Annotated in this window: 21 protein-coding genes; all 21 read left to right on the forward strand. The window is 64.7% G+C overall.

Annotation, left to right across the window (positions count from 1 at the left end; genetic code table 11):
- The first annotated feature begins 5 nt into the window (after positions 1-5).
- The 21 genes from HZZ13_RS09175 (at position 6) to HZZ13_RS09275 (ending at position 21414) form a co-directional block, all read left to right on the forward strand.
- A complete protein-coding gene (locus HZZ13_RS09175; protein WP_197959299.1) occupies positions 6-617 on the forward strand; it encodes an NADH-quinone oxidoreductase subunit C in 612 nt (203 codons plus the stop codon).
- Between the two features lie 2 nt (positions 618-619).
- Entirely contained in the window at positions 620-1816 is a 1197-nt protein-coding gene (locus HZZ13_RS09180) for an NADH-quinone oxidoreductase subunit D (protein WP_197959300.1), read from the forward strand.
- Complete coding sequence (locus tag HZZ13_RS09185) at positions 1816-2808, forward strand: FkbM family methyltransferase (RefSeq protein ID WP_197959301.1); 993 nt, start codon at positions 1816-1818, stop codon at positions 2806-2808. Before HZZ13_RS09180 ends, HZZ13_RS09185 begins: the two co-directional genes overlap by 1 nt.
- Positions 2809-2819: 11 nt before the next feature.
- On the forward strand, positions 2820-3431 hold the full coding sequence (gene nuoE, locus HZZ13_RS09190) for an NADH-quinone oxidoreductase subunit NuoE (protein ID WP_197959302.1): 612 nt from the start codon (positions 2820-2822) through the stop codon (positions 3429-3431).
- Entirely contained in the window at positions 3431-3637 is a 207-nt protein-coding gene (locus HZZ13_RS09195) for a hypothetical protein (protein ID WP_197959303.1), read from the forward strand. The genes nuoE and HZZ13_RS09195 overlap by 1 nt, the downstream gene beginning before the upstream one ends.
- 15 nt (positions 3638-3652) lie before the next feature.
- Positions 3653-4978, forward strand: a complete 1326-nt coding sequence (gene nuoF / locus HZZ13_RS09200; RefSeq protein ID WP_183238902.1) for an NADH-quinone oxidoreductase subunit NuoF — start codon at positions 3653-3655, stop codon at positions 4976-4978.
- Between the two features lie 9 nt (positions 4979-4987).
- Positions 4988-5197, forward strand: a complete 210-nt coding sequence (locus tag HZZ13_RS09205) for a hypothetical protein (RefSeq protein ID WP_197959304.1) — start codon at positions 4988-4990, stop codon at positions 5195-5197.
- A 13-nt stretch (positions 5198-5210) separates the two neighbouring features.
- Positions 5211-7286 (forward strand): NADH-quinone oxidoreductase subunit NuoG, encoded by a 2076-nt coding sequence (gene nuoG, locus HZZ13_RS09210; RefSeq protein ID WP_197959305.1) that lies wholly within the window; start codon positions 5211-5213, stop codon positions 7284-7286.
- A 10-nt stretch (positions 7287-7296) separates the two neighbouring features.
- Positions 7297-8364: an NADH-quinone oxidoreductase subunit NuoH gene (gene nuoH / locus HZZ13_RS09215; RefSeq protein WP_197959306.1), complete on the forward strand. Its 1068-nt coding sequence runs from the start codon at positions 7297-7299 to the stop codon at positions 8362-8364.
- Positions 8365-8372: 8 nt separating this feature from the next.
- Positions 8373-8867 carry an NADH-quinone oxidoreductase subunit NuoI gene (gene nuoI / locus HZZ13_RS09220; protein WP_210342510.1) on the forward strand — a complete coding sequence of 165 codons (495 nt, stop codon included), beginning with the start codon at positions 8373-8375 and terminating at the stop codon, positions 8865-8867.
- Positions 8868-9001: 134 nt separating this feature from the next.
- The gene (locus tag HZZ13_RS09225) at positions 9002-9640 is read left to right on the forward strand and encodes an NADH-quinone oxidoreductase subunit J (protein WP_197950045.1); all 639 of its coding nucleotides are present in this window, start codon (positions 9002-9004) and stop codon (positions 9638-9640) included.
- On the forward strand, positions 9637-9945 hold the full coding sequence (gene nuoK / locus HZZ13_RS09230; protein WP_008547737.1) for an NADH-quinone oxidoreductase subunit NuoK: 309 nt from the start codon (positions 9637-9639) through the stop codon (positions 9943-9945). Before HZZ13_RS09225 ends, nuoK begins: the two co-directional genes overlap by 4 nt.
- Before the next feature lie 8 nt (positions 9946-9953).
- A complete protein-coding gene (gene nuoL, locus HZZ13_RS09235) occupies positions 9954-12053 on the forward strand; it encodes an NADH-quinone oxidoreductase subunit L (protein ID WP_197959307.1) in 2100 nt (699 codons plus the stop codon).
- Positions 12054-13562, forward strand: a complete 1509-nt coding sequence (locus HZZ13_RS09240; protein WP_197959308.1) for an NADH-quinone oxidoreductase subunit M — start codon at positions 12054-12056, stop codon at positions 13560-13562.
- A 22-nt stretch (positions 13563-13584) separates the two neighbouring features.
- Positions 13585-15021, forward strand: coding sequence for an NADH-quinone oxidoreductase subunit NuoN (nuoN, locus tag HZZ13_RS09245; RefSeq protein WP_197959309.1), 1437 nt, complete (start codon positions 13585-13587; stop codon positions 15019-15021).
- Between the two features lies 1 nt (position 15022).
- Positions 15023-15829 carry a biotin--[acetyl-CoA-carboxylase] ligase gene (locus tag HZZ13_RS09250; protein ID WP_197959310.1) on the forward strand — a complete coding sequence of 269 codons (807 nt, stop codon included), beginning with the start codon at positions 15023-15025 and terminating at the stop codon, positions 15827-15829.
- Positions 15829-17499, forward strand: coding sequence for a ribonuclease J (locus HZZ13_RS09255; protein ID WP_197959311.1), 1671 nt, complete (start codon positions 15829-15831; stop codon positions 17497-17499). Before HZZ13_RS09250 ends, HZZ13_RS09255 begins: the two co-directional genes overlap by 1 nt.
- Before the next feature lie 10 nt (positions 17500-17509).
- The gene (gene mce, locus HZZ13_RS09260) at positions 17510-17914 is read left to right on the forward strand and encodes a methylmalonyl-CoA epimerase (RefSeq protein WP_197959312.1); all 405 of its coding nucleotides are present in this window, start codon (positions 17510-17512) and stop codon (positions 17912-17914) included.
- 9 nt (positions 17915-17923) lie between these two features.
- Positions 17924-18199, forward strand: a complete 276-nt coding sequence (locus tag HZZ13_RS09265) for a DUF1467 family protein (RefSeq protein ID WP_197959313.1) — start codon at positions 17924-17926, stop codon at positions 18197-18199.
- Positions 18200-18343: 144 nt separating this feature from the next.
- Complete coding sequence (mtnK, locus tag HZZ13_RS09270) at positions 18344-19624, forward strand: S-methyl-5-thioribose kinase (protein ID WP_197959314.1); 1281 nt, start codon at positions 18344-18346, stop codon at positions 19622-19624.
- Between the two features lie 200 nt (positions 19625-19824).
- Positions 19825-21414: an ABC transporter substrate-binding protein gene (locus HZZ13_RS09275; RefSeq protein ID WP_197959315.1), complete on the forward strand. Its 1590-nt coding sequence runs from the start codon at positions 19825-19827 to the stop codon at positions 21412-21414.
- The last annotated feature ends 10 nt before the right edge of the window (positions 21415-21424 follow it).

Here is a 21424-nt window from a genome sequence, read left to right on the forward strand (position 1 = left end):
ACGTCATGGACGACGCCAAGCTCGACGCCCTGGGGCAGACGATCGTTAGCGCGCTTCCGGGCGCCGCGACCGGTCACTCGGTGGCCTTCAACCAGCTCACCGTGGACGTCGAGGCCGCCAGGATCGTCGAGGTGGTCAAGTACCTCCGCGATGACCCGAACTGCCGTTTCGTCAACATCACCGACATCACGGCGGTGGACTACCCGGATCGCGAGAAGCGCTTCGACGTGATCTATCATTTCCTGTCGCCGACGCTGAACGCGCGGATCCGGCTCAAGGCGCAGGCCGACGAGACCACGCAGGTGCCGTCGCTGATCGACGTCTTCCCCGGCGCCGACTGGTTCGAGCGCGAAGCCTATGACCTCTACGGCGTGTTCTTCGTCGGCCACCCCGACATGCGCCGCATCCTCACGGATTACGGCTTCGAGGGCCATCCGCTGCGCAAGGATTTTCCGCTCACCGGCTTCGTCGAGGTCCGCTACGACGACCAGGAGAAGCGGGTGGTGTACGAGCCGGTCCGGCTCAACCAGGAATTCCGCAAGTTTGATTTCTTGTCGCCGTGGGAAGGGGCGGACTATCCGCTGCCGGGCGATGAAAAGGCGGGGCCGAAGGTCTGATCATGAATCAACAACCTGAGAACCTCCGTAACTTCACCATCAACTTTGGGCCGCAGCATCCTGCGGCGCACGGCGTGCTGCGTCTCGTGCTCGAATTGGACGGCGAGGTCGTCGAGCGCGTCGACCCGCATATCGGCCTGCTTCATCGCGGCACCGAGAAGCTGATCGAGCAGAAGACGTACTTGCAGGCGATCCCTTATTTCGACCGGCTCGACTACGTCGCGCCGATGAACCAGGAGCACGCCTTCTGCCTCGCCGCCGAAAAGCTGCTCGGCATCGAGGTGCCGCGCCGCGGCCAGCTGATCCGCGTGCTCTATTGCGAGATCGGCCGTATCCTGTCGCATCTGCTCAACGTCACCACACAGGCGATGGACGTCGGCGCGCTGACCCCGCCGCTGTGGGGCTTCGAAGAGCGCGAGAAGCTGATGGTGTTCTACGAGCGCGCCTCGGGCAGCCGCATGCATGCAGCCTATTTCCGCATCGGCGGCGTGCACCAGGACCTGCCGCAGAAGCTGATCGACGACATCGAGGCCTGGTGCGATCCGTTCCTGAAGGTCGTTGACGATCTCGACCGGCTGCTTACCGCCAATCGCATCTTCAAGCAGCGCAACGTCGATATCGGCGTGGTCCCGCTCAGGGAAGCCTGGGAATGGGGCTTCTCGGGCGTCATGGTGCGCGGCTCGGGCGCGGCCTGGGATCTGCGCAAGTCGCAGCCCTATGAATGCTACGCCGAGATGGATTTCGACATCCCCATCGGCAAGAACGGCGACTGCTACGACCGCTATCTGATCCGCATGGAAGAGATGCGCCAGTCCGTGCGCATCATGAAGCAGTGCATCCAGAAGCTGAATGCGCCCGACGGCAAGGGCCCCGTCGTCGTCGAGGACAACAAGGTGGCGCCGCCGCGCCGCGGCGAGATGAAGCGCTCGATGGAAGCGCTGATCCACCACTTCAAGCTCTACACCGAAGGCGTCCACGTGCCGGCCGGCGAAATCTATGCCGCGGTCGAGGCGCCCAAGGGCGAGTTCGGCGTCTATCTCGTCGCTGACGGCACCAACAAGCCCTACAAGTGCAAGATCCGCGCGCCGGGCTTTGCCCATCTGCAGGCGATGGATCACATCTGCCGCGGCCATCTGCTGGCCGACGTCTCGGCGATCCTCGGCTCGCTCGACATCGTGTTCGGAGAGGTCGATCGGTGATGGCGCAGGCGCCAATCCAGTTTGACCGCGCGTCGGGGGCCCTTGAAGGGGCCAACCTGTGGGAGCGGACGGCTGCCTTGGCGCTGGTGACGGGATCGAAGATCTCCTCGCACTTCTCGCATATGGGCTACATCGCCTGCGCGAATTTGCTGCGCAAGACGCTGCCCGAGCGCAACATCGCCATCAGGCTCAATCCCGACGCGGTGTTCGAATTCCCTTACGGCGACGGCTATTGGAGCAAGCTGCTCAACCGCTCCTACATCTACGAGGACGAGCTCGAGCTCTTGTTCGCCGACTCCATCGATGTCGACTACACGCTGCTCGATTGCGGCGCCAATTACGGCTATTGGTCGGTGCTGGTCTCGAGCAAGCCGTTCGGCGCGCACAAGGCGATCGCGATCGAGCCGTCGGGCCAGAACTACCCGAAGCTCGCCAACAATGCCCGCATCAACGCTGGCCGCTTCGAGACCGTGAAATGCGCCATCGGCGCGGCGCGCGGCACCGCGCGTCTGTCGGGCACCAAGCACGAGGCCTTCAGCATCGCCGGCGATCAGTCGGCGGGCGGCGAGGAGGTGCCGGTGATCGCGCTCGACAATTTGATCGAGGACGGCAAGGTCGCGGCCACCGGCAAGTACCTGATCAAGCTCGACGTCGAGGGCGTCGAGATCGAGGCGATCAAGGGCGGGGCACGGCTGCTTCAGGCCGACAGCGTCGTCATGTGCGAGGAGCACGGCAGCGACCGTTCTCATGCCGTGTCGCGCTTCATCCTCGAACAGACCCCGCTGAAGCTGATCGTGTTCGATCCGCGCAGCAACCGCATGGAGACCGTGACCGAGCTGTCGATCCTCGACCGCATCAAGGTCTCGACCCACGTCGGCTACAACGTTTTCGGCACCGCAAGCGCATTCTGGCAGGACAGGATCGAAGCCCTCAACGCCAAGAACCTGAATGCCAAAAATCTGAATGCCAAGTCCGCGCGCCGCATGCAGTGAGAGATCAAGCTATGTCCGTTCGCCGATTAGCACCGAAGGAAGTCCAGCCCGCGAGCTTTGCGTTCACGGAGGAGAACCTCGCATTCGCCCGGCAGCAGATCGCGAAATATCCCGCCGGCCGCCAGGCTTCCGCCGTCATCGCCATCCTCTGGCGCGCGCAGGAGCAGAACGAGGGCTGGGTGTCGGAAGCCGCCATCCGCGTCATCGCCGACATGCTCGACATGCCCTATATCCGCGTGCTGGAAGTCGCGACCTTCTACACCATGTTCCAGCTGGCCCCGGTCGGCAAGAAGGCCCACATCCAGGTCTGCGGCACCACGCCGTGCCGGCTGCGCGGCGCCGAGGACCTGATCCACGTCTGCGAGCACCGCATCCATCACGAGCCCTTTCATCTTTCCAAGGACGGCAATTTCAGCTGGGAAGAGGTGGAGTGCCTGGGCGCCTGCGTGAACGCGCCGATGGTGCTGATCGGCAAGGACACCTATGAGGACCTGACCAAGGAAAGCTTCGGCAAGGTGCTCGATGGCTTCGCTTCGGGCAATCCGCCCAAGCCGGGCCCGCAGAACGGCCGCCAGTTCTCGGCGCCGATCACCGGGCCGACCACGCTCAAGGAGACCACCTGATGCGTGATCTCTCGCAGCCTTTGGTGCAGAGGAGCGGTGGCATGAAGAAGTGGAGCTTCATCGCGATGCACGCCGCGGTGGCGGCCGCCTTCATCTTCCTGCTGCAGCGCTTCGGCCTGAACGCATCGCTGGAATCGGCTTCGCTCTGGGCGCTGACCTTCGCCGTCTGCGCCGCCGGACTTGCCTACAAGCAGTCCAATCGTTGATCGGAAAGCACTGATATGCTCGAGGACAAGGACCGTATCTTCAAGAATCTCTACGGCCTCCATGATTGGGGGCTGGAGGGTGCGCGGCGCCGCGGCGCCTGGGACGGCACCAAGAATATCATCGACAAGGGCCGCGACTGGATCATCAACGAGATGAAGGCCTCCGGCCTGCGCGGCCGCGGCGGCGCCGGCTTCCCGACCGGTCTGAAATGGTCCTTCATGCCGAAGGAATCGACCGACGGCCGGCCGAGCTATCTCGTCGTCAATGCCGACGAGTCCGAGCCCGGCACCTGCAAGGACCGCGAGATCATGCGGCACGATCCGCATCTGTTGGTCGAGGGCTGCCTGATCGCGAGCTTCGCGATGAACGCGCATGCCTGCTACATCTATGTCCGCGGCGAGTTCATCCGCGAGCGCGAGCGCCTGCAGGCCGCGATCGACCAGGCCTATGAAGCCAAGCTGATCGGCAAGGACAACGTCAACGGCTGGCCGTTCGACCTCTACGTCGCTCACGGCGCCGGCGCCTATATCTGCGGCGAGGAGACCGCGCTGCTCGAAAGCCTCGAGGGCAAGAAGGGCCAGCCGCGGCTGAAGCCGCCGTTCCCGGCGAACGTCGGTCTGTTCGGCTGCCCGACCACGGTCAACAACGTCGAGTCCATCGCCGTTGCGCCTGATATCCTGCGCCGCGGCGCGGCATGGTTCGCCGGCATCGGCCGTCCGAACAATGTCGGCACCAAACTGTTCTGCATCTCCGGCCATGTCGAGCGGCCCTGCAACGTCGAAGAGGCCATGGGCATCCCGTTCCGTGAGCTGATCGACAAGCATTGCGGAGGCATTCGCGGCGGCTGGGACAACCTCAAGGCCGTGATCCCGGGCGGCTCGTCGGTGCGCATGGTGCCGGCCGAGCAGATCATCGACACGCCGATGGATTTCGACTCCTTGAGCAAGCTGCGCTCGGGCCTCGGCACCGCCGCCGTGATCGTGATGGACAAGTCGACCGACCTGATCCGTGCGATTGCCCGCATCTCCTACTTCTACAAGCACGAGAGCTGCGGCCAGTGCACGCCGTGCCGCGAGGGCACGGGCTGGATGTGGCGCGTTCTCACCCGCATGGCTGAGGGCCGCGCCCACAAGCGCGAGATCGACATGCTGCTGGAGGTGACGAAGCAGGTCGAAGGCCACACCATCTGCGCGCTCGGCGATGCCGCGGCTTGGCCGATCCAGGGCCTGATCACGCACTTCCGTCACGAGATCGAAGCGCGCATCGACCAATATTCGCACAAGGCCGATGTCGACGACATCGGCGTCCGCGATCCCGTCAACATGGTCGCGGCGGAGTAGGAGAGGGTGATGACGGACCAGCCCGACAACATCGTGCTTCAGTACCTGCGTCGCTTCGATGAGAAGCTTGATCGCGTGGTTGATGAGATGCTTGACGTGAAGGTTCGGCTGACCTCGGTTGAGGAAGGATTGGCTGGTGTGAACCGTCGGCTCGACCGTCTCGAAGCACGTGTCGAGCGGATCGAGCGAAGGCTCGATCTCGTCGAGCAGCCGCATTGAGGAAGACTGACGTATGACCAAGCTCATCATCGACGGCAAAGAGATCGATGTCCCCGCCGAGTACACGCTGCTTCAGGCGTGCGAGGCGGCCGGCGCCGAGATTCCGCGCTTCTGCTATCACGAGCGGCTGTCGATCGCCGGCAATTGCCGGATGTGCCTCGTCGAGGTGAAGGGCGGCCCGAAGCCGGTCGCGAGCTGCGCCTGGGGCGTGCGCGACTGCCGTCCGGGCCCCAAGGGCGAGCCGCCGGAGATTTCGACGCGGTCGCCGATGGTGAAGAAGGCACGCGAAGGCGTGATGGAATTCCTTCTGATCAACCATCCGCTGGACTGCCCGATCTGCGATCAGGGCGGCGAGTGCGATCTGCAGGACCAGGCGATGGGCTATGGTGTCGACACCAGCCGCTTCGCCGAGAACAAGCGCGCGGTCGAGGACAAGTATCTCGGCGCGCTGGTTAAGACCTCGATGAACCGCTGCATCCAGTGCACGCGCTGCGTCCGCTTCTCGGCGGAAGTGGCCGGCGCGCCCGAGATGGGCGCCACCGGCCGCGGCGAGGACATGGAGATCACGACCTATCTCGAGCACGCGCTGACGTCGGAACTGCAGGGCAACCTCGTCGACATCTGCCCGGTTGGCGCGCTGACCTCGAAGCCCTATGCCTTCGCGGCGCGCCCGTGGGAGCTCGGCAAGACCCAGTCGATCGACGTCATGGACGGTCTTGGCTCTGCGATCCGCGTCGACACCCGCGGCCGTGAGGTGATGCGGATCCTGCCGCGCATCAACGAGGCCGTGAACGAGGAGTGGATCTCGGACAAGACCCGGCACGTGGTCGACGGCCTGCGCACCCAGCGTCTTGACCGGCCCTATATCCGCGAAGCCGGCAAGCTGCGCGCCGCGAGCTGGCCCGAGGCCTTCGCCGCCATTGCCGCCAAGGCGGCCCGCACCGACGGCAAGCGCATCGGCGCGATCGCCGGTGATCTCGCCGGCGTCGAGGAGATGTTCGCGCTGAAGGATCTCTTGGGCAAATATGGCTCGACCAATCTGGCGGTGCAGGGCGGCGACGCCTTCGATCCGGCGCTCGGCCGTGGCTCCTACATCTTCAACCCGACGCTCGCCGGCATCGAGCAGGCCGACGCGCTGCTCATCATCGGCGCGAACCCGCGGAAGGAGGCGGCCGTGTTCAACGCCCGCATCCGCAAGCGCTGGCGCGCCGGCGGCTTCAAGGTCGGTGTGATCGGTGCCAAGGCCGATCTGACCTATGATTACGACCATCTCGGCGCGGGCACCGAGACGCTGGGTGAGCTCGCGGCCGGCAAGCATTCCTTCATGGACGTGCTGAAGAACGCCAAGACCCCGGTCATCCTGGTCGGGGCGGGCGCGGCCGCCCGTCACGACGGCGCCGCCATTCTTGCTGCCGCTGCCAAGCTCGCGCTCGATGTCGGCGCAGTGAAGGACGGCTGGAACGGTTTTGGCGTGCTGCACGAGAGCGCCTCGCGCGTCGGCGCGCTCGACATCGGCTTTGCCGCAACCGGCGGCGGCCTCAATGCCGCGCAGATGACGACCTTCGGCACGCTCGACTTGCTGTTCCTGCTCGGGGCCGACGAGATCAAGGCGCCGGACGGCACCTTCGTCGTCTATATCGGCACCCATGGTGATCGCGGCGCACACCGCGCCGACGTCATCCTGCCGGCAGCCGCCTACACCGAGAAGTCCGCGATCTACGTCAACACCGAAGGCCGCGTGCAGATGACCGGCCGCGCCGCGTTCCCGCCGGGCGAGGCCCGCGAGGACTGGGCGATCATCCGTGCGCTGTCGGAAGCGCTCGGCAAGAAGCTCGGCTACGACTCGCTTGCGCAGCTGCGCCAGGCGGTGTTCAAGGCCGTGCCGCATCTGATCCGTCTCGATCAGATCGAGGCCGGATCGGCCGACCAGGTCAAGAAGCTGGCCGGGAAGGGCGGCTCGCCCGAGAAGGCGCCGTTCAAGCCCCTGGTCGAGGACTTTTATTTGACCAACCCAATCGCGCGTGCGTCCGCCGTGATGGCGGAATGCTCGCGCCTCGCCTCCGGGCAGATGCTGACCGCAGCGGAGTGAGCGTGATCTGATGGAATTCTTCGAAAGCGCATTCTGGACCGGATTTCTCTGGCCGCTGATCATCATGGTCGCGCAGAGCGTCCTGGTGCTCGTCGTCCTCTTGGTGGCGATCGCCTACATCCTGCTCGCCGACCGCAAGATCTGGGCGGCGGTGCAGATCCGCCGCGGCCCGAACGTGGTCGGCCCCTGGGGTCTGCTGCAGTCCTTCGCCGACCTTTTGAAGTTCGTGCTGAAGGAGCCGATCATCCCGGCCGGCGCCAACAAGGGCGTGTTCCTGCTGGCGCCGCTGGTGTCCTGCGTGCTCGCGCTCGCCGCCTGGGCGGTGATCCCCACCAATCTCGGCTGGGTGATCTCCGACATCAATGTCGGGGTCCTCTTCATCTTCGCGATCTCGTCGCTGTCGATCTACGGCATCATCATGGCCGGCTGGTCGTCGAACTCGAAATACCCGTTCCTGGCCGCGCTGCGCTCGGCGGCGCAGATGGTGTCCTACGAAGTCTCGATCGGCTTCGTCATCATCACCGTGCTGCTCTGCGCCGGAACGCTGAACCTCTCGGCCGTGGTCGAGGCCCAGCATGCGCGCGGCCTTGCCAGCCTGATCGGGCTGCCGCAGCTGACGATCCTGAACTGGTACGTCTGGCCGCTGTTCCCGATGTTCGTGGTGTTCTACGTCTCCGCGCTGGCGGAAACCAACCGTCCGCCCTTCGACCTCGTCGAAGCCGAATCCGAGCTCGTCGCCGGCTTCATGGTCGAATACGGCTCGACGCCGTACCTCTTGTTCATGCTCGGCGAGTATGTCGCGATCGTCACGATGTGCGCACTGGCGACGATCCTGTTCCTCGGTGGCTGGCTGCCGCCGGTGGACCTGCCGCCCTTCAACTGGGTTCCGGGGATCATCTGGTTCTCGCTCAAAGTGTTCTTCATGTTCTTCCTGTTCGCGATGGCAAAGGCGATTGTGCCGCGCTACCGCTACGATCAACTGATGCGCCTCGGCTGGAAGGTGTTCCTGCCGCTGTCGCTTGTGATGGTGGTCGTGGTGGCCGGCGTGCTGCATTTCGCCGGCATCGCGCCGAAGTGAGGGCCGTCATGGGTATCAACGTCAACGCCACTGCACGCTCGCTTCTGCTGTCGGAATTCGTCTCGGCGTTCTTCCTCGCCATGCGCTACTTCTTCCAGCCGAAGCCGACCATCAACTATCCGTTCGAGAAGAATCCGATCTCGCCGCGCTTCCGCGGCGAGCACGCGCTGCGCCGCTATCCGAACGGGGAAGAGCGCTGCATCGCCTGCAAGCTGTGCGAGGCGATCTGCCCGGCACAGGCCATCACCATCGAGGCCGGCCCGCGCCGCAACGACGGCACCCGCCGCACCGTGCGCTACGACATCGACATGGTGAAGTGCATCTATTGCGGCCTCTGCCAGGAGGCCTGTCCGGTCGACGCCATCGTCGAAGGCCCGAACTTCGAGTTCGCGACCGAGACCCGCGAGGAACTCTATTATGACAAGGCCAAGCTGCTCGCCAACGGCGACCGCTGGGAACGCGAGATCGCGAAGGCGATCGAGCTCGACGCGCCGTACCGGTGAGGTGAGGGCATGATCCTTCCCGCCATCCTCTCGTCATTCCGGGGCGCGCGAAGCGCGAACCCGGAATCTCGCGCCACAATCTCTGGATTCCGGGTTCGCGCTGGCGCGCGCCCCGGAATGACGGGAGTTTCTCGATGATCCTTCCCGCGCTGTTCTTCTACCTCTTCGCCGGCGTCTGCGTCGCCTCGGCCGTGATGGTGATTGTCTCGCGCAATCCCGTGCACTCCGTGCTGTACCTGATCCTGGCCTTCGTCAACGCTTCCGGCCTGTTCGTGCTGATGGGCGCCGAGTTCCTCGGCATGATGCTGATCGTCGTCTATGTCGGCGCGGTCGCGGTGCTGTTCCTGTTCGTGATCATGATGCTCGATGTCGACTTCCTCGAGCTGCGCGAGGGCTTCATCGAGTACTTGCCGGTCGGCCTCGTGATCGGCGGCATCTTCCTGTTCGAGCTGCTGCTCACCGTCGGCTTCTGGGTCATCAACCCCGGCGTCTCCAAGGCGATCACGGCGGCGATCCCGGCCAATGTCAGCAATACCGAGGCGCTCGGTCTCGTGCTCTATACGAAGTACATCCACTACTTCCAGCTCGCCGGCATGGTGCTGCTGGTCGCGATGATCGGTGCGATCGTGCTGACGCTGCGGCACAAGGCGAAGGTCAAGCGGCAGGACATCAACGTTCAGAACGCACGCACGCCCGACATGGCGATGGCGATGCGCAAGGTCGCGTCGGGGCAGGGGCTCTCGGACGCCGATGCTGCGGAGTGGGTGAAATGACGATCGGGCTCGGACATTATCTGGCGGTCGGCGCGATCCTGTTCACGCTCGGGATCCTCGGCATCTTCCTGAACCGCAAGAACATCATCGTCATCCTGATGTCGATCGAGCTGATCCTGCTCTCGGTCAACATCAACCTCGTGGCGTTCTCGACCTTCCTCGGCGACATCGTCGGCCAGGTCTTTGCGCTGCTGGTGCTGACGGTCGCTGCTGCGGAAGCTGCGATCGGCCTCGCCATCCTGGTGGTCTATTTCCGCAACCGCGGCTCGATCGCGGTTGAGGACGTCAATCTGATGAAGGGCTGAGCTCTCAAATGGTTCAGGCGATCGTTTTCCTGCCTCTGCTGGGCGCCATTTTGGCCGGCCTGATCGCGCTTGTGGGCGCGCATGCCCGCAACCCCTCGGGCGACGAGGTCGAGCATCACGGCGACCACGGCAACGGCGCGCATGCGCATGCGTCCGATACGATCAACGAGGATGCATCCGTCATTCACGAGACGCATCACGAGCCCGGTGACGGGCATGACGGTCACGGTCCGGCCGAGCCGCCTGCGGCGGGCTCGCGCGCTGCCGAGCTGATCACCACCGGACTGCTGTTCGTCGCGGCGGCGCTGTCCTGGATGACGCTGGTCGATGTCGGCTTCATGCACCATGACGCCCGTATCCAGCTGATGCCTTTCATCTTCTCCGGCGACCTCCAGGTCTGGTGGACGCTGCGCGTCGATACGCTCACGGCCGTGATGCTGGTGGTGGTGACGACCGTGTCCTCGCTCGTGCACCTCTATTCCATCGGTTACATGGACGAGGACCCGAACCGGCCGCGCTTCTTTGGCTATCTCTCGCTGTTCACCTTCGCCATGCTGATGCTGGTGACGGCCGACAACCTGGTGCAGCTGTTCTTTGGCTGGGAAGGCGTGGGCCTAGCCAGCTACCTGCTGATCGGCTTCTGGTATCAGAGGCCCTCGGCGAACGCCGCCGCCATCAAGGCCTTCGTGGTCAACCGCGTCGGCGATTTCGGCTTCGCGCTCGGCATCTTCGCGGTCTTCATGCTGGTCGGCTCGACCGATTTCGAGACCATCTTCCACGCCGCGCCCGGCCTCACCGGCAAGACCATCAACTTCCTGGGCTGGCACGCCGACGCGCTGACCCTGACCTGCCTGTTGCTGTTCATGGGCGCGATGGGCAAGTCCGCCCAGTTCCTGCTGCACACCTGGTTGCCGGACGCGATGGAAGGCCCGACCCCGGTGTCGGCGCTGATCCACGCCGCGACCATGGTCACCGCCGGCGTGTTCATGGTGGCGCGTCTGTCGCCGCTGTTCGAGCTCGCGCCGACCGCCCAGGCCGTCGTGATGTTCTTCGGCGCGACCACGGCGTTCTTTGCCGCGACCATCGGCCTCGTCCAGAACGACATCAAGCGCATCGTCGCCTACTCGACCTGCTCGCAGCTCGGCTACATGTTCGTGGCGATGGGGGCAGGGGCCTATTCGGTCGGCATGTTCCATTTGTTCACGCACGCCTTCTTCAAGGCGCTGCTGTTCTTAGGCTCCGGCTCGGTGATCTACGCGATGCACCACGAGCAGGACATCCGCAACATGGGCGGCCTCTGGAAGAAGATCCCCTACACCTATGCGGTGATGATGGTCGGCACGCTGGCCCTGACCGGCTTCCCGCTCACGGCCGGCTATTTCTCCAAGGACGCGATCATCGAGTCCGCCTACGCCTCGCACAATCCGTTCGCGGTGTACGGCTTCCTGATGACGGTCGTCGCCGCCGGCCTGACCTCGTTCTACTCCTGGCGCCTGATCTTCAAGACCTTCCACGGCGAGCCGCATGACGAGCATCATTACGAGGCCGCGCATGAGGCTCCGCTCTGGATCCTGATCCCGATCGGCGTGCTCGCGGTCGGCTCGATCCTGGCTGGTTTCCCGTTCAAGGAGCTGTTCGCCGGCCACGGCATCGAGGAGTTCTTCCGTGAGTCCGTGAAGATGAACCCGCACATCATCGAGGAGATGCACCACATCCCCGCGACCATCGCTTTCCTGCCGACGGTGATGATGGTGGTGGGCTTCCTGATCTCGTACCTGTTCTATATCCAGCGGCCCTACATCCCGGTCCAACTCGCCAAGGAGCAGCCGGGGCTGTACCAGTTCCTGCTCAACAAATGGTACTTCGACGAGCTCTACGACTTCATCTTCGTCCGTCCGGCGAAGTGGATCGGCTACCAGCTCTGGAAGAAGGGCGACGGCTTCATCATCGACGGCTTCGGCCCCGACGGCGTCTCGGCCCGCGTGCTGGACGTCACCCGCAATGTCGTCAAGATCCAGACCGGCTATCTCTATCACTATGCATTCGCCATGCTGATCGGCGCCGCCGGCCTGATCACCTGGTTCATGTTCGGCTTTGGAGGCCAGTAAATGACAACCTGGCCCATTCTTTCGGTCACGACGTTCCTGCCGCTGGTCGGCGCGCTGATCGTCTATCTCAGCCGTGGCGATGATGAGGCGGCCAAGCGCAATTCGCGCTGGATCGCGCTCTGGACCACGCTGATCACCTTCGCGGTGTCGGTGATCCTGGTCATGCGCTTCGATCCCGCAAATCCCGACTTCCAGTTCGTCGAGAAGGCGAACTGGCTCGCCACCGGCATCACCTACCACATGGGTGTCGACGGCATCTCGCTGCCGCTGGTGATCCTCACCACCGCCGTGATGCCGTTCTGCATCATCGCGAGCTGGAAGGCGATCACGAGCCGCGTCCGCGAATACATGATGGCGTTCCTGATCCTGGAGACGCTGATGGTCGGCACCTTCTCGGCGCTCGATCTGGTGCTGTTCTACCTGTTCTTCGAGGGCGGCCTGATCCCGATGTTCTTGATCATCGGCGTCTGGGGCGGCCCGCGGCGGGTCTACGCCTCGTTCAAGTTCTTCCTCTACACGCTGCTCGGCTCGGTCCTGATGCTGCTCGCCATCATGGCGCTGTACTGGAACGGCGGCACCACCGACATCCCGACCCTGATGCACACCGCCGTGCCGCGGTCCTTGCAGACCTGGGCATGGCTCGCCTTCTTCGCCTCCTTTGCGGTGAAGATGCCGATGTGGCCGGTGCACACCTGGCTGCCCGACGCCCACGTCGAGGCGCCGACCGCGGGCTCCGTCGTCCTTGCCGCGATCCTCTTGAAGATGGGCGGTTACGGCTTCCTGCGCTTCTCGCTGCCGATGTTCCCGTTGGCCTCGCACGACTTCGCGCCGCTGATCTTCACGCTCTCGGCCATCGCCATCATCTACACCTCGCTGGTGGCATTGATGCAGGAGGACATGAAGAAGCTGATTGCGTACTCGTCGGTCGCGCATATGGGCTTCGTCACCATGGGCATCTTCGCCGGCACCATGCAGGGTGTCGCCGGCGGTATGTTCCAGATGATCTCGCACGGCATCGTCTCCGGCGCGCTGTTCCTCTGCGTCGGCATCGTCTACGACCGCCTGCACACCCGCGAGATCGCGGCCTATGGCGGCCTCGTCAATCGGATGCCGCTCTACGCGATGACCTTCATGGTGTTCACCATGGCCAATGTCGGCCTGCCCGGCACGAGCGGCTTCGTCGGCGAGTTCATGACGCTGCTCGGTACCTTCAAGGTCTCGATCCCGACCGCGTTCTTCGCCAGCTTCGGCGTGATCCTCTCGGCCGCCTATGCGCTGTGGCTCTACCGCAAGGTCGTGTTCGGGGCGTTGGTCAAGCCGTCGCTGGCGAGCATGAAGGATCTCACCTTCCGGGAGTGCCTGACGCTGTTTCCCATGATCGCGCTGACGATCCTGTTCGGCGTCTGGCCGAAGCCGGTGCTCGACATGTCGGCCGCCTCGGTCCAGCAACTCGTCAACAATTACAACTCCGCCGTGACGGCCGTGAAGGCCGCCGCACTGCTCCAGTGATCGGGCAGGTCAGGATATCGCCATGAGCTTTTCGACTGCAGGTTATCAACTGGCGCCGGTGCTGCCCGAGCTCGTGCTCGCGGTCGGCGCCATGGCGCTTCTCATGCTCGGGGCCTATCGCGGGCAGGAGACGACCAGGACCGTGACGTCGCTGGCGGTGGTGCTTCTGATCGTGGTCGGCGCGCTCGTCTACATGCAGCCCGTGGGCAAGCAGGTGACGTTCGGCGGCAGCTTCATCGTTGACGATTTCGCCCGCTTCATGAAGATCCTTGCGCTGATCGGCTCGGCGGTGACGCTGATCCTGTCGACCGAGTTCCTGTCCGACCCGTCGCGCCGCATCTTCGAATATTCCATCCTGGTGCTGCTCTCGACCCTCGGCATGATGGTGCTGATCTCGGCCGGCGACCTGATCTCGCTCTATCTCGGCCTCGAATTGATGTCGCTGGCGCTCTACGTCGTGGCGGCCTCGAACCGCGACAACGCCAAGTCGACCGAAGCCGGCCTGAAGTATTTCGTGCTCGGCGCACTGTCCTCGGGCATGCTGCTGTACGGGGCATCGCTGGTCTATGGCTTCACCGGCACCGTCAGCTTCACCGGCATCGCCGCGGCCGCGACGGTCTCGAATGTCGGCCTCGTGTTCGGCCTTGTCTTCCTGCTCGTCGGCCTCTGCTTCAAGGTTTCGGCCGTGCCGTTCCACATGTGGACGCCAGACGTTTACGAGGGCGCGCCGACCCCGGTCACCGCCTTCTTCGCCTCGGCGCCGAAGGTCGCCGCGCTCGCCGTCTTCACCCGCGTCACGCTGACTGCATTCCCGGGCATCGTCTCGCAGTGGCAGCAGATCCTGGTGTTCGTGTCGATCGCCTCGATGGCGCTGGGCTCCTTCGCCGCGATCGGCCAGAGCAACATCAAGCGCCTGATGGCCTATTCCTCGATCGGCCACATGGGCTTCGCGCTGGTCGGCCTTGCCTCCGGCACGGTGGAAGGCGCGCAGGGCGTCCTGATGTACATCGTGATCTATGTCGCGATGACGCTGGGCTCGTTCTCCATCATCCTCGCCATGAAGCGCAACGGCCAGGCCGTCGAGCAGATCAGCGATTTCGCCGGCCTGTCGCGCACCAATCCGCTGCTCGCCTTCATGTTCGCGATGCTGCTGTTTTCGCTTGCCGGCATCCCGCCGCTCGCCGGCTTCTTCGCCAAATGGTACGTGTTCGTCGCTGCGATCAAGGCGAACCTGTTCACGCTCGCCGTGATCGGCGTGCTGACCAGCGTCGTCGGCGCCTATTATTATCTCGCCATCGTCAAGACGATGTATTTCGACGAGCCGGCCGGCCAGGTCGATCCGGTGCGCATCGAGGTGCGGACGGTGCTGGCGGTCGCGGGCCTGTTCAACATCCTGTTTGCGCTGTTCGCGGGGCCCGTGGTGAGCGTCGCCTCCGCCGCGGCAAAGTCGCTGTTCTAGCATGGGTTTCGCGCTCGGTCCTCGCGCATCGGCCGCGGGCTACAAGCTCGCGGCGTTCGAACGGACCGGCTCGACCAACACCGAGGCGATCGAGCACGCCCGCTCCGGCGAGCGTGGCCCGATGTGGTTCGTGACCTCCGAGCAGACCGCCGGTCGCGGCCGGCGCCAGCGCGCCTGGATCGCGCCGCGCGGCAATCTCGCCGCCAGCATTCTCGAAGTGATGGACGTCGCCCCCGCCGTCGCCGCCACGCTCGGCTTTGCCGCAGGGCTGGCCGAGGAGGCGGCGCTGGAGAAGGTGAGCCTCGAGGCCGCGCTCCGTCTCGGCGAAGGCCGTCCCTGCTACGCCCTGAAATGGCCGAATGACGTGCTCGCCGGCGGCAAGAAGCTGGTGGGCATCGGCCTCGAGGCCGAGGCCGTCGGTGGCGGCCTCGCCGTCGTCGTCGGCATCGGCACCAATGTGGTCGCCGCGCCCGAGGGCACCCCGACGCCTGCGGTGTCGCTGGCCGCCCTCGGCGTCCAGATCAACGCCGAAGAGCTGTTCGCGGCCCTGTCGGATGCCTGGGTCGAGTTCCGCGGCATCTGGGACAATGGCCGCGGCTTTGCCGAGATCCGCAAGCTCTGGCTGGAGCGCGCCGCCGGCCTCGGCGAGAAGGTTGCGATCCACACGGGAACCATGACGCTGGAAGGTGTTTTTGACACCATCGACGACACCGGCTGCCTGATCGTCCGCACCGCGGAGGGCCGCCTTGTGCCGGTGGCGGCGGGCGAGGTGTTCTTCGGCCCCGTCGCCTCGGTGGGAGCTGCGTGATGGCAAGCCCGGACGAATTGGTGTTTGCGCCGCTCGGCGGCGTCGGCGAGATCGGCATGAACCTGTCGATCTACGGCCTCGGCAACCGCCACCAGCGCGCCTGGCTCGCCGTCGATCTCGGAGTCTCCTTCGGCGACGAGGAGCATCTGCCGGGCATCGACCTGATCATGCCCGATATCTCCTTCCTGGAGAGGGAACGCAAGAACCTGATGGGCCTCGTGCTGACGCACGCCCATGAGGATCATTTCGGCGCCATTATCGATCTCTGGCCGAAGCTGAAATGCCCGATCTACGCCACCAGGTTCAGCGCCACGCTGTTCGAGGCCAAATGCGCCGCCGAGCGCAATGCGCCCGAGATTCCGGTCACTGTGGTGCCTTCAGGCGGCCGTGTCGATATCGGCCCGTTCAACGTCGAATTCATTCCCGTCGCGCATTCGATTCCTGAGGCGCATGCGCTCGCGATCCACACCGACGCCGGCATCGTGCTGCACACCGGCGACTGGAAGATCGACCCGACCCCGACGCTTGGCGCGCCGACCGACGAGAAGCGGCTGCGCGAATTGGGCGAAGAGGGCGTGCTCGCTTTGATCGGCGATTCCACCAATGCCGTGCGCGACGGTCGTTCGCCCTCCGAGGCCGAGGTCGCCAAAACCATCATCGACCTCGTGAAATCCGCAAAGGGCCGCGTCGCGGTGACGACGTTCGCCTCCAACGTCGCCCGTGTCAAAGCGGTGGCTGACGCCGCGAAAGCCGCCGACCGCGAGGTGGTCGTGGTCGGCCGGGCCATGGAGCGCGTGGTGCAGGTCGCGCGCGAGACCGGCTATCTCGAGGGCGTGCAGAATTTCCGTTCACCCGAGGTCTACGGCCACCTGCCGCAGGACAAGGTGCTGGCGCTGTGCACGGGAAGCCAGGGCGAGCCGCGCGCCGCGCTGGCCCGCATCGCCAATGACGACCATCCTGAGATCACGCTGAACCGCGGCGACAGCGTCATCTTCTCCTCGCGCACCATTCCCGGCAACGAGAAGGCGGTCGGCTCGATCATCAACAATCTGGTGCTGCAGGGCGTCGAGGTCATCACCGACCGCGATGCGCTGGTCCACGTCTCCGGTCATCCCCGCCGCGACGAGCTGCGCGATTTGATCTCCTGGGTGAAGCCGCAGCTGCTGATCCCGGTCCACGGCGAGGCGCTGCACCTGCACGAGCACGCCAAGCTCGCCCGCGCCGCCGGCGTGCCGCGCGTGCTGGTCTGCCGCAACGGCGACCTCGTCAAGCTCGGTCCCGGCGATCCCGGCATCGTCGGCGAGGTGCCCTCGGGGCGTCTCTACAAGGACGGCACGATCCTGGAGGATTCCAAATCCCGTGCCGTGATCGAGCGGCGGCGCATGGGCTTTTCCGGCTGCGCCTTCGTTGCCATCGCGATGACCGCGCAGGGCGAACTCGCCGACGAACCCGAGCTCGATCTGGTCGGCATCCCCGAGAAGAACAGGGCGGGCGAGGCCTTCGACGACATCGTCTTCGATGTCGTGATGTCGACCATCGAAGGCCTGCCGAGGGCACGCCGGCGCGATCCGGACGCTGTGGCTGAGTCGGTGCGACGCGCTGTCCGGGCCGTGATCAACGAACATTGGGGCAAAAAGCCCCCCTGTCTGGTACATGTACTGACGGTATAGGGAGGGGAATATGCTGGGCCGGCTCAACCATGTCGCGATCGCGACCAAGGACGCGGTCAAGGCCGCGAAGATCTACGGTGCGGCCTTCGGCGCCCAGATTTCCGAGGCCGTGCCGCTTCCGGAGCACGGCGTCACCACCGTGTTCGCGACCCTGCCCAACACCAAGATCGAGTTCATCGAGCCGCTCGGCGAGGCCTCGCCGATCGCGAAGTTCATCGAGCGCAATCCTGATGGCGGCATCCACCATGTCTGCTACGAGGTCGTCGACATCATCGCCTCGCGCGACACCTTGGTGAGGGAGGGCGCGCGGGTGCTCGGCGACGGCGTGCCGAAGATCGGCGCCCACGGCAAGCCGGTGCTGTTCCTGCACCCCAAGGATTTTTCCGGCGCCCTGGTCGAGATCGAGCAGGCGTAAGGCCGCGTCATGGCCATCCAGATCTCCACCGCGCTTGCGATCTACTTCGTCATCTGGTGGGTCGCGCTGTTCCTGACGCTGCCGTTCGGCGTGCGCAGCCAGCACGAGGAGGGCGTCGGCGCGCCCGGCACCGACCCCGGCGCGCCGATCCTGACGCGGATGGGCCGCAAGCTGATCTGGACCACGATCATCTCGGCCGTGATCTACGGCGTCGGCGTCGCCGCTTATCAGGCCGGCTATCTTTCGATCGAGCGCCTGTCGAAATTGATGGGAATGCCGTTTTAGTTTCATCTCTCACTTCGGCTACACGCTGGTGGCGGACAGCGTCGATTGTGATTACGATCCGGTCAAAAGAACGGCTGGGATCGGCTCGAGCTTCCTGGAGCGGGAGTAACGATCCGACCATGCCAAGCATGGGATGGGATCGTCATGGGGCAGGGGGACTACCGGATTCTGCATGAGGCCGACTTGCGGGCCTATCTCGCGGGCCTGCCGGACCTGAAGGGATTGCTCGGCGGCGAGCCGGCCGCGTGGGCGATCACCGAGGTCGGCGACGGCAACCTCAACCTCGTCTTCATCGTCAAGGGCGCGCGCGGCGGCATCGCCGTGAAGCAGGCGCTGCCCTATGTCCGCCTCGTCGGCGAGAGCTGGCCCTTGCCGTTGTCGCGCGCCCATTACGAATATCTCGCGCTGTCGCGCCAGGCCCAGCTCGCGCCCGGCCTCGTGCCGGCCGTGCTGCATCACGACGAGGCCCTGGCGCTGACCGTGATGGAGCTGCTCGAGCCCCACATCATCATGCGCAAGGGGCTGGTCGCGGCAACGCGCTATCCGCGCTTCGTCGACGACATCACGACCTTCATGGCGCGGACGCTGTTCTTCACCTCCGACCTTGCGCTATCAGCGGCGGAGAAGAAGGAGGCCATCGCGGCCTTTGCCGGCAACCACGCGCTGTGCAAGATCACCGAGGACCTGATCTTCACCGATCCCTACCGCATCGCCGAGCAGAACCGCTGGACCGCGCCCTATCTCGACGGCCTCGCCGCGAGCTTGCGTGACGATCTGGAGCTGCACGTTGCGGTCTCCCGGCTGAAGCTGAAATTCATGGCGAGCCCGGAAGCGCTGATCCATGGCGACCTCCACACCGGCTCGATCATGGTCACGGACAGCCAGACCCGGGTGATCGACCCGGAATTCGCGTTCTACGGTCCGATGGGTTTCGACGTCGGCGCCGTGCTCGCCAATCTCCTGATGGCCTATTTCGCCTCCGCCGGCCACGAGCGCACGCCTGGGGAGCGGCACGCGTTCGAGGGCTGGGTGCTGGAGACGGTCGAGCAGGTCTGGAACCAGTTTGCCCGAAAATTCCTCGACCTCTGGCGCGCCGGCGCGGCCGGTGACGCCTATCCGCGCTCTCTCTTTCCGGGCGAGAAGGGGGCCGCGCGGCTGGAGGCCGAGCGGCAGGCCACCATGCAGCGCCTGTTCAGCGATGCGGTCGGGTTCGCCGCTGCAAAAATCATCCGCCGCATCTTCGGTCTCGCCCACAACATCGACTTCGAGCTGATCGAGGATGCAAAGAAACGCGCCGTCAGCGAGGCCCGTGCCGTGCGGCTGGCGCGCGCGATGATGGCGGAGCCGGGGACATTTTCTGTGATCGCCGACGTCACCGCCGCCGCGCGAAATCTGCGCGATTGGATGCCGGAATTGTCAGGCTGAGAGGACTTCGCTCGCGCGCGCTCCACGCTCAGTCAGGGCGCCCCTCGGCATGCCCGCCCGATGACGCACCGCGTCAATGCCTCCGCCAAAGGACTGCCTCAGGAACCGGCATCGCCTGCCGTCAAAACGAAGCTTGCCTTCGGCCGCCGACGAATGATCAAATCGCGTGTCGGAATTCGCCTGCGTTGTCGGGGGGACACATGATATTCAAGACCATTGCGATCGTGGCCGGTTTGGGACTGGCGCTCAGCGCCACAGCGGAGGCCCAGGCCCCGCGCAAGGGCGGAACCATCCGCATGACGGCGCCCTACGGCTCGAGCTTCACCAGCCTCGACATTCACACCACGCAGCGCGCCCAGGACGAGATCTACGCCAAGGCCCTGCACCGTTCGCTCTACATCTGGAATTCGGCGGAAGGCAAGCCGGTGCTGGAGCTCGCCAAGGAGGACGTGGTCTCGGGCGGAGGCCTCGTTCACACCTTCAAGCTGCGGGACGATGCCTATTTCCACAGCGGCCGCAAGATGACCGCCGACGACGTCATCTGGTCCTACAATCGCATCATGGACGGCAGCAAGGCCTATCCCGGCGCGCGTTACGTCCGTGTGATCGAGGGCGCGGCCGCAGTCGAGAAGGGCCAGGCCAAGGAGATCTCCGGCCTGAAGAAGATCGACGACTTCACCATCGAGATGAAGCTGACCGAGAAGGTCGATCCGGGCTTCTATTTCTTCACCGCGCTGACCTCGATCTATCCCGCCGACGAGGCCGCCAAGGAGAGCTTCATCCAGAAGCCGATCGGTCTCGGGCCCTTCAAGTTCGTCGAGCACGTGCCGGGATCGCGCATCGTCCTGGAGCGCTGGGACCGGTTCTACAAGCCCGGCAAGCCCTATGCCGACAAGATCGTCGTGTCGGTCATGGGCGAGGCCGCGGCGCGCGACGTTGCCTTCCGCAACAAGGAGATCGACACCTCGGTGCTGGGCCCTGCGCAATACGTCGCCTACCAGTCCGATGCCGACCTCAAGGGCACCATCGTCGAGGTCGCCGAAGTGTTCACGCGCTATATGGGGATGAATCCCACATTCAAGCCGTTCTCCGACAAGCGCGTGAGGCAGGCGATCAATTACGCCATCGACACCGACTTGATCATCAACAAGCTGGTCAAGGGCAAGGCCTATCGCGCCACCAGCTGGCTGCCGCTGACCGCGCCGGGTTACGACAAGGCGATGAAGCCTTACCCCTACGATCCCGCCAAGGCCAAGCAGCTGCTCACCGAGGCCGGCTACGCGTCCGGCTTCGAGTTCGAATGGACCACCAGCCAGAATGAGAGCTGGGGCCTGCCGATCGTCTCGGCCGTCATCCCGATGCTCGACAAGGTCGGCATCAAGGCCAAGGTCAAGCAGGTCGAGACCGCCGTGCTGGCGGAGGTGGTTCGCACCGGCGATTACCAGGCTTTCATCTATTCCCAGGCAAGCGGCCCGGATCCGCAAGCCGCGCTGAAATGCTTCCATTCGTCGACGCCGCAGTCGGCCTGTAACTACACGGCCTTCAAGAATGCCGACTTCGACAAGATCCTCGACGAGGCCGGACAGGCCGACGATCCCGCAAAGCGCATCCAGCTGCTGCAGAAGGCCAATGCGCTGCTCTACGAGGAGGCGCCGGTCTGGTTCTTCAACTACAACAAGGCGGTCATGGCGGTGCAGCCGTGGCTGAAGGGCATTCAGCGGAACGCGACGGAGCTGACCCACCAGAACGTCGAGGACCTCTGGGTCGACGAGACCTCGCCCGCGAAGTGACACGCGCGCT

The organism is Bradyrhizobium agreste (genome assembly GCF_016031625.1).
In the GTDB taxonomy this organism is placed as follows: domain Bacteria; phylum Pseudomonadota; class Alphaproteobacteria; order Rhizobiales; family Xanthobacteraceae; genus Bradyrhizobium; species Bradyrhizobium agreste.

Coding starts and splice junctions, on each gene's coding strand:
- HZZ13_RS09175 (WP_197959299.1), top strand. CDS start 6: ATGGACGACGCCAAGCTCGACGCCCTGGGGCAGACGATCGTTAGCGCG.
- HZZ13_RS09180 (WP_197959300.1), top strand. CDS start 620: ATGAATCAACAACCTGAGAACCTCCGTAACTTCACCATCAACTTTGGG.
- HZZ13_RS09185 (WP_197959301.1), top strand. CDS start 1,816: ATGGCGCAGGCGCCAATCCAGTTTGACCGCGCGTCGGGGGCCCTTGAA.
- nuoE (WP_197959302.1), top strand. CDS start 2,820: ATGTCCGTTCGCCGATTAGCACCGAAGGAAGTCCAGCCCGCGAGCTTT.
- HZZ13_RS09195 (WP_197959303.1), top strand. CDS start 3,431: ATGCGTGATCTCTCGCAGCCTTTGGTGCAGAGGAGCGGTGGCATGAAG.
- nuoF (WP_183238902.1), top strand. CDS start 3,653: ATGCTCGAGGACAAGGACCGTATCTTCAAGAATCTCTACGGCCTCCAT.
- HZZ13_RS09205 (WP_197959304.1), top strand. CDS start 4,988: ATGACGGACCAGCCCGACAACATCGTGCTTCAGTACCTGCGTCGCTTC.
- nuoG (WP_197959305.1), top strand. CDS start 5,211: ATGACCAAGCTCATCATCGACGGCAAAGAGATCGATGTCCCCGCCGAG.
- nuoH (WP_197959306.1), top strand. CDS start 7,297: ATGGAATTCTTCGAAAGCGCATTCTGGACCGGATTTCTCTGGCCGCTG.
- nuoI (WP_210342510.1), top strand. CDS start 8,373: ATGGGTATCAACGTCAACGCCACTGCACGCTCGCTTCTGCTGTCGGAA.
- HZZ13_RS09225 (WP_197950045.1), top strand. CDS start 9,002: ATGATCCTTCCCGCGCTGTTCTTCTACCTCTTCGCCGGCGTCTGCGTC.
- nuoK (WP_008547737.1), top strand. CDS start 9,637: ATGACGATCGGGCTCGGACATTATCTGGCGGTCGGCGCGATCCTGTTC.
- nuoL (WP_197959307.1), top strand. CDS start 9,954: ATGGTTCAGGCGATCGTTTTCCTGCCTCTGCTGGGCGCCATTTTGGCC.
- HZZ13_RS09240 (WP_197959308.1), top strand. CDS start 12,054: ATGACAACCTGGCCCATTCTTTCGGTCACGACGTTCCTGCCGCTGGTC.
- nuoN (WP_197959309.1), top strand. CDS start 13,585: ATGAGCTTTTCGACTGCAGGTTATCAACTGGCGCCGGTGCTGCCCGAG.
- HZZ13_RS09250 (WP_197959310.1), top strand. CDS start 15,023: ATGGGTTTCGCGCTCGGTCCTCGCGCATCGGCCGCGGGCTACAAGCTC.
- HZZ13_RS09255 (WP_197959311.1), top strand. CDS start 15,829: ATGGCAAGCCCGGACGAATTGGTGTTTGCGCCGCTCGGCGGCGTCGGC.
- mce (WP_197959312.1), top strand. CDS start 17,510: ATGCTGGGCCGGCTCAACCATGTCGCGATCGCGACCAAGGACGCGGTC.
- HZZ13_RS09265 (WP_197959313.1), top strand. CDS start 17,924: ATGGCCATCCAGATCTCCACCGCGCTTGCGATCTACTTCGTCATCTGG.
- mtnK (WP_197959314.1), top strand. CDS start 18,344: ATGGGGCAGGGGGACTACCGGATTCTGCATGAGGCCGACTTGCGGGCC.
- HZZ13_RS09275 (WP_197959315.1), top strand. CDS start 19,825: ATGATATTCAAGACCATTGCGATCGTGGCCGGTTTGGGACTGGCGCTC.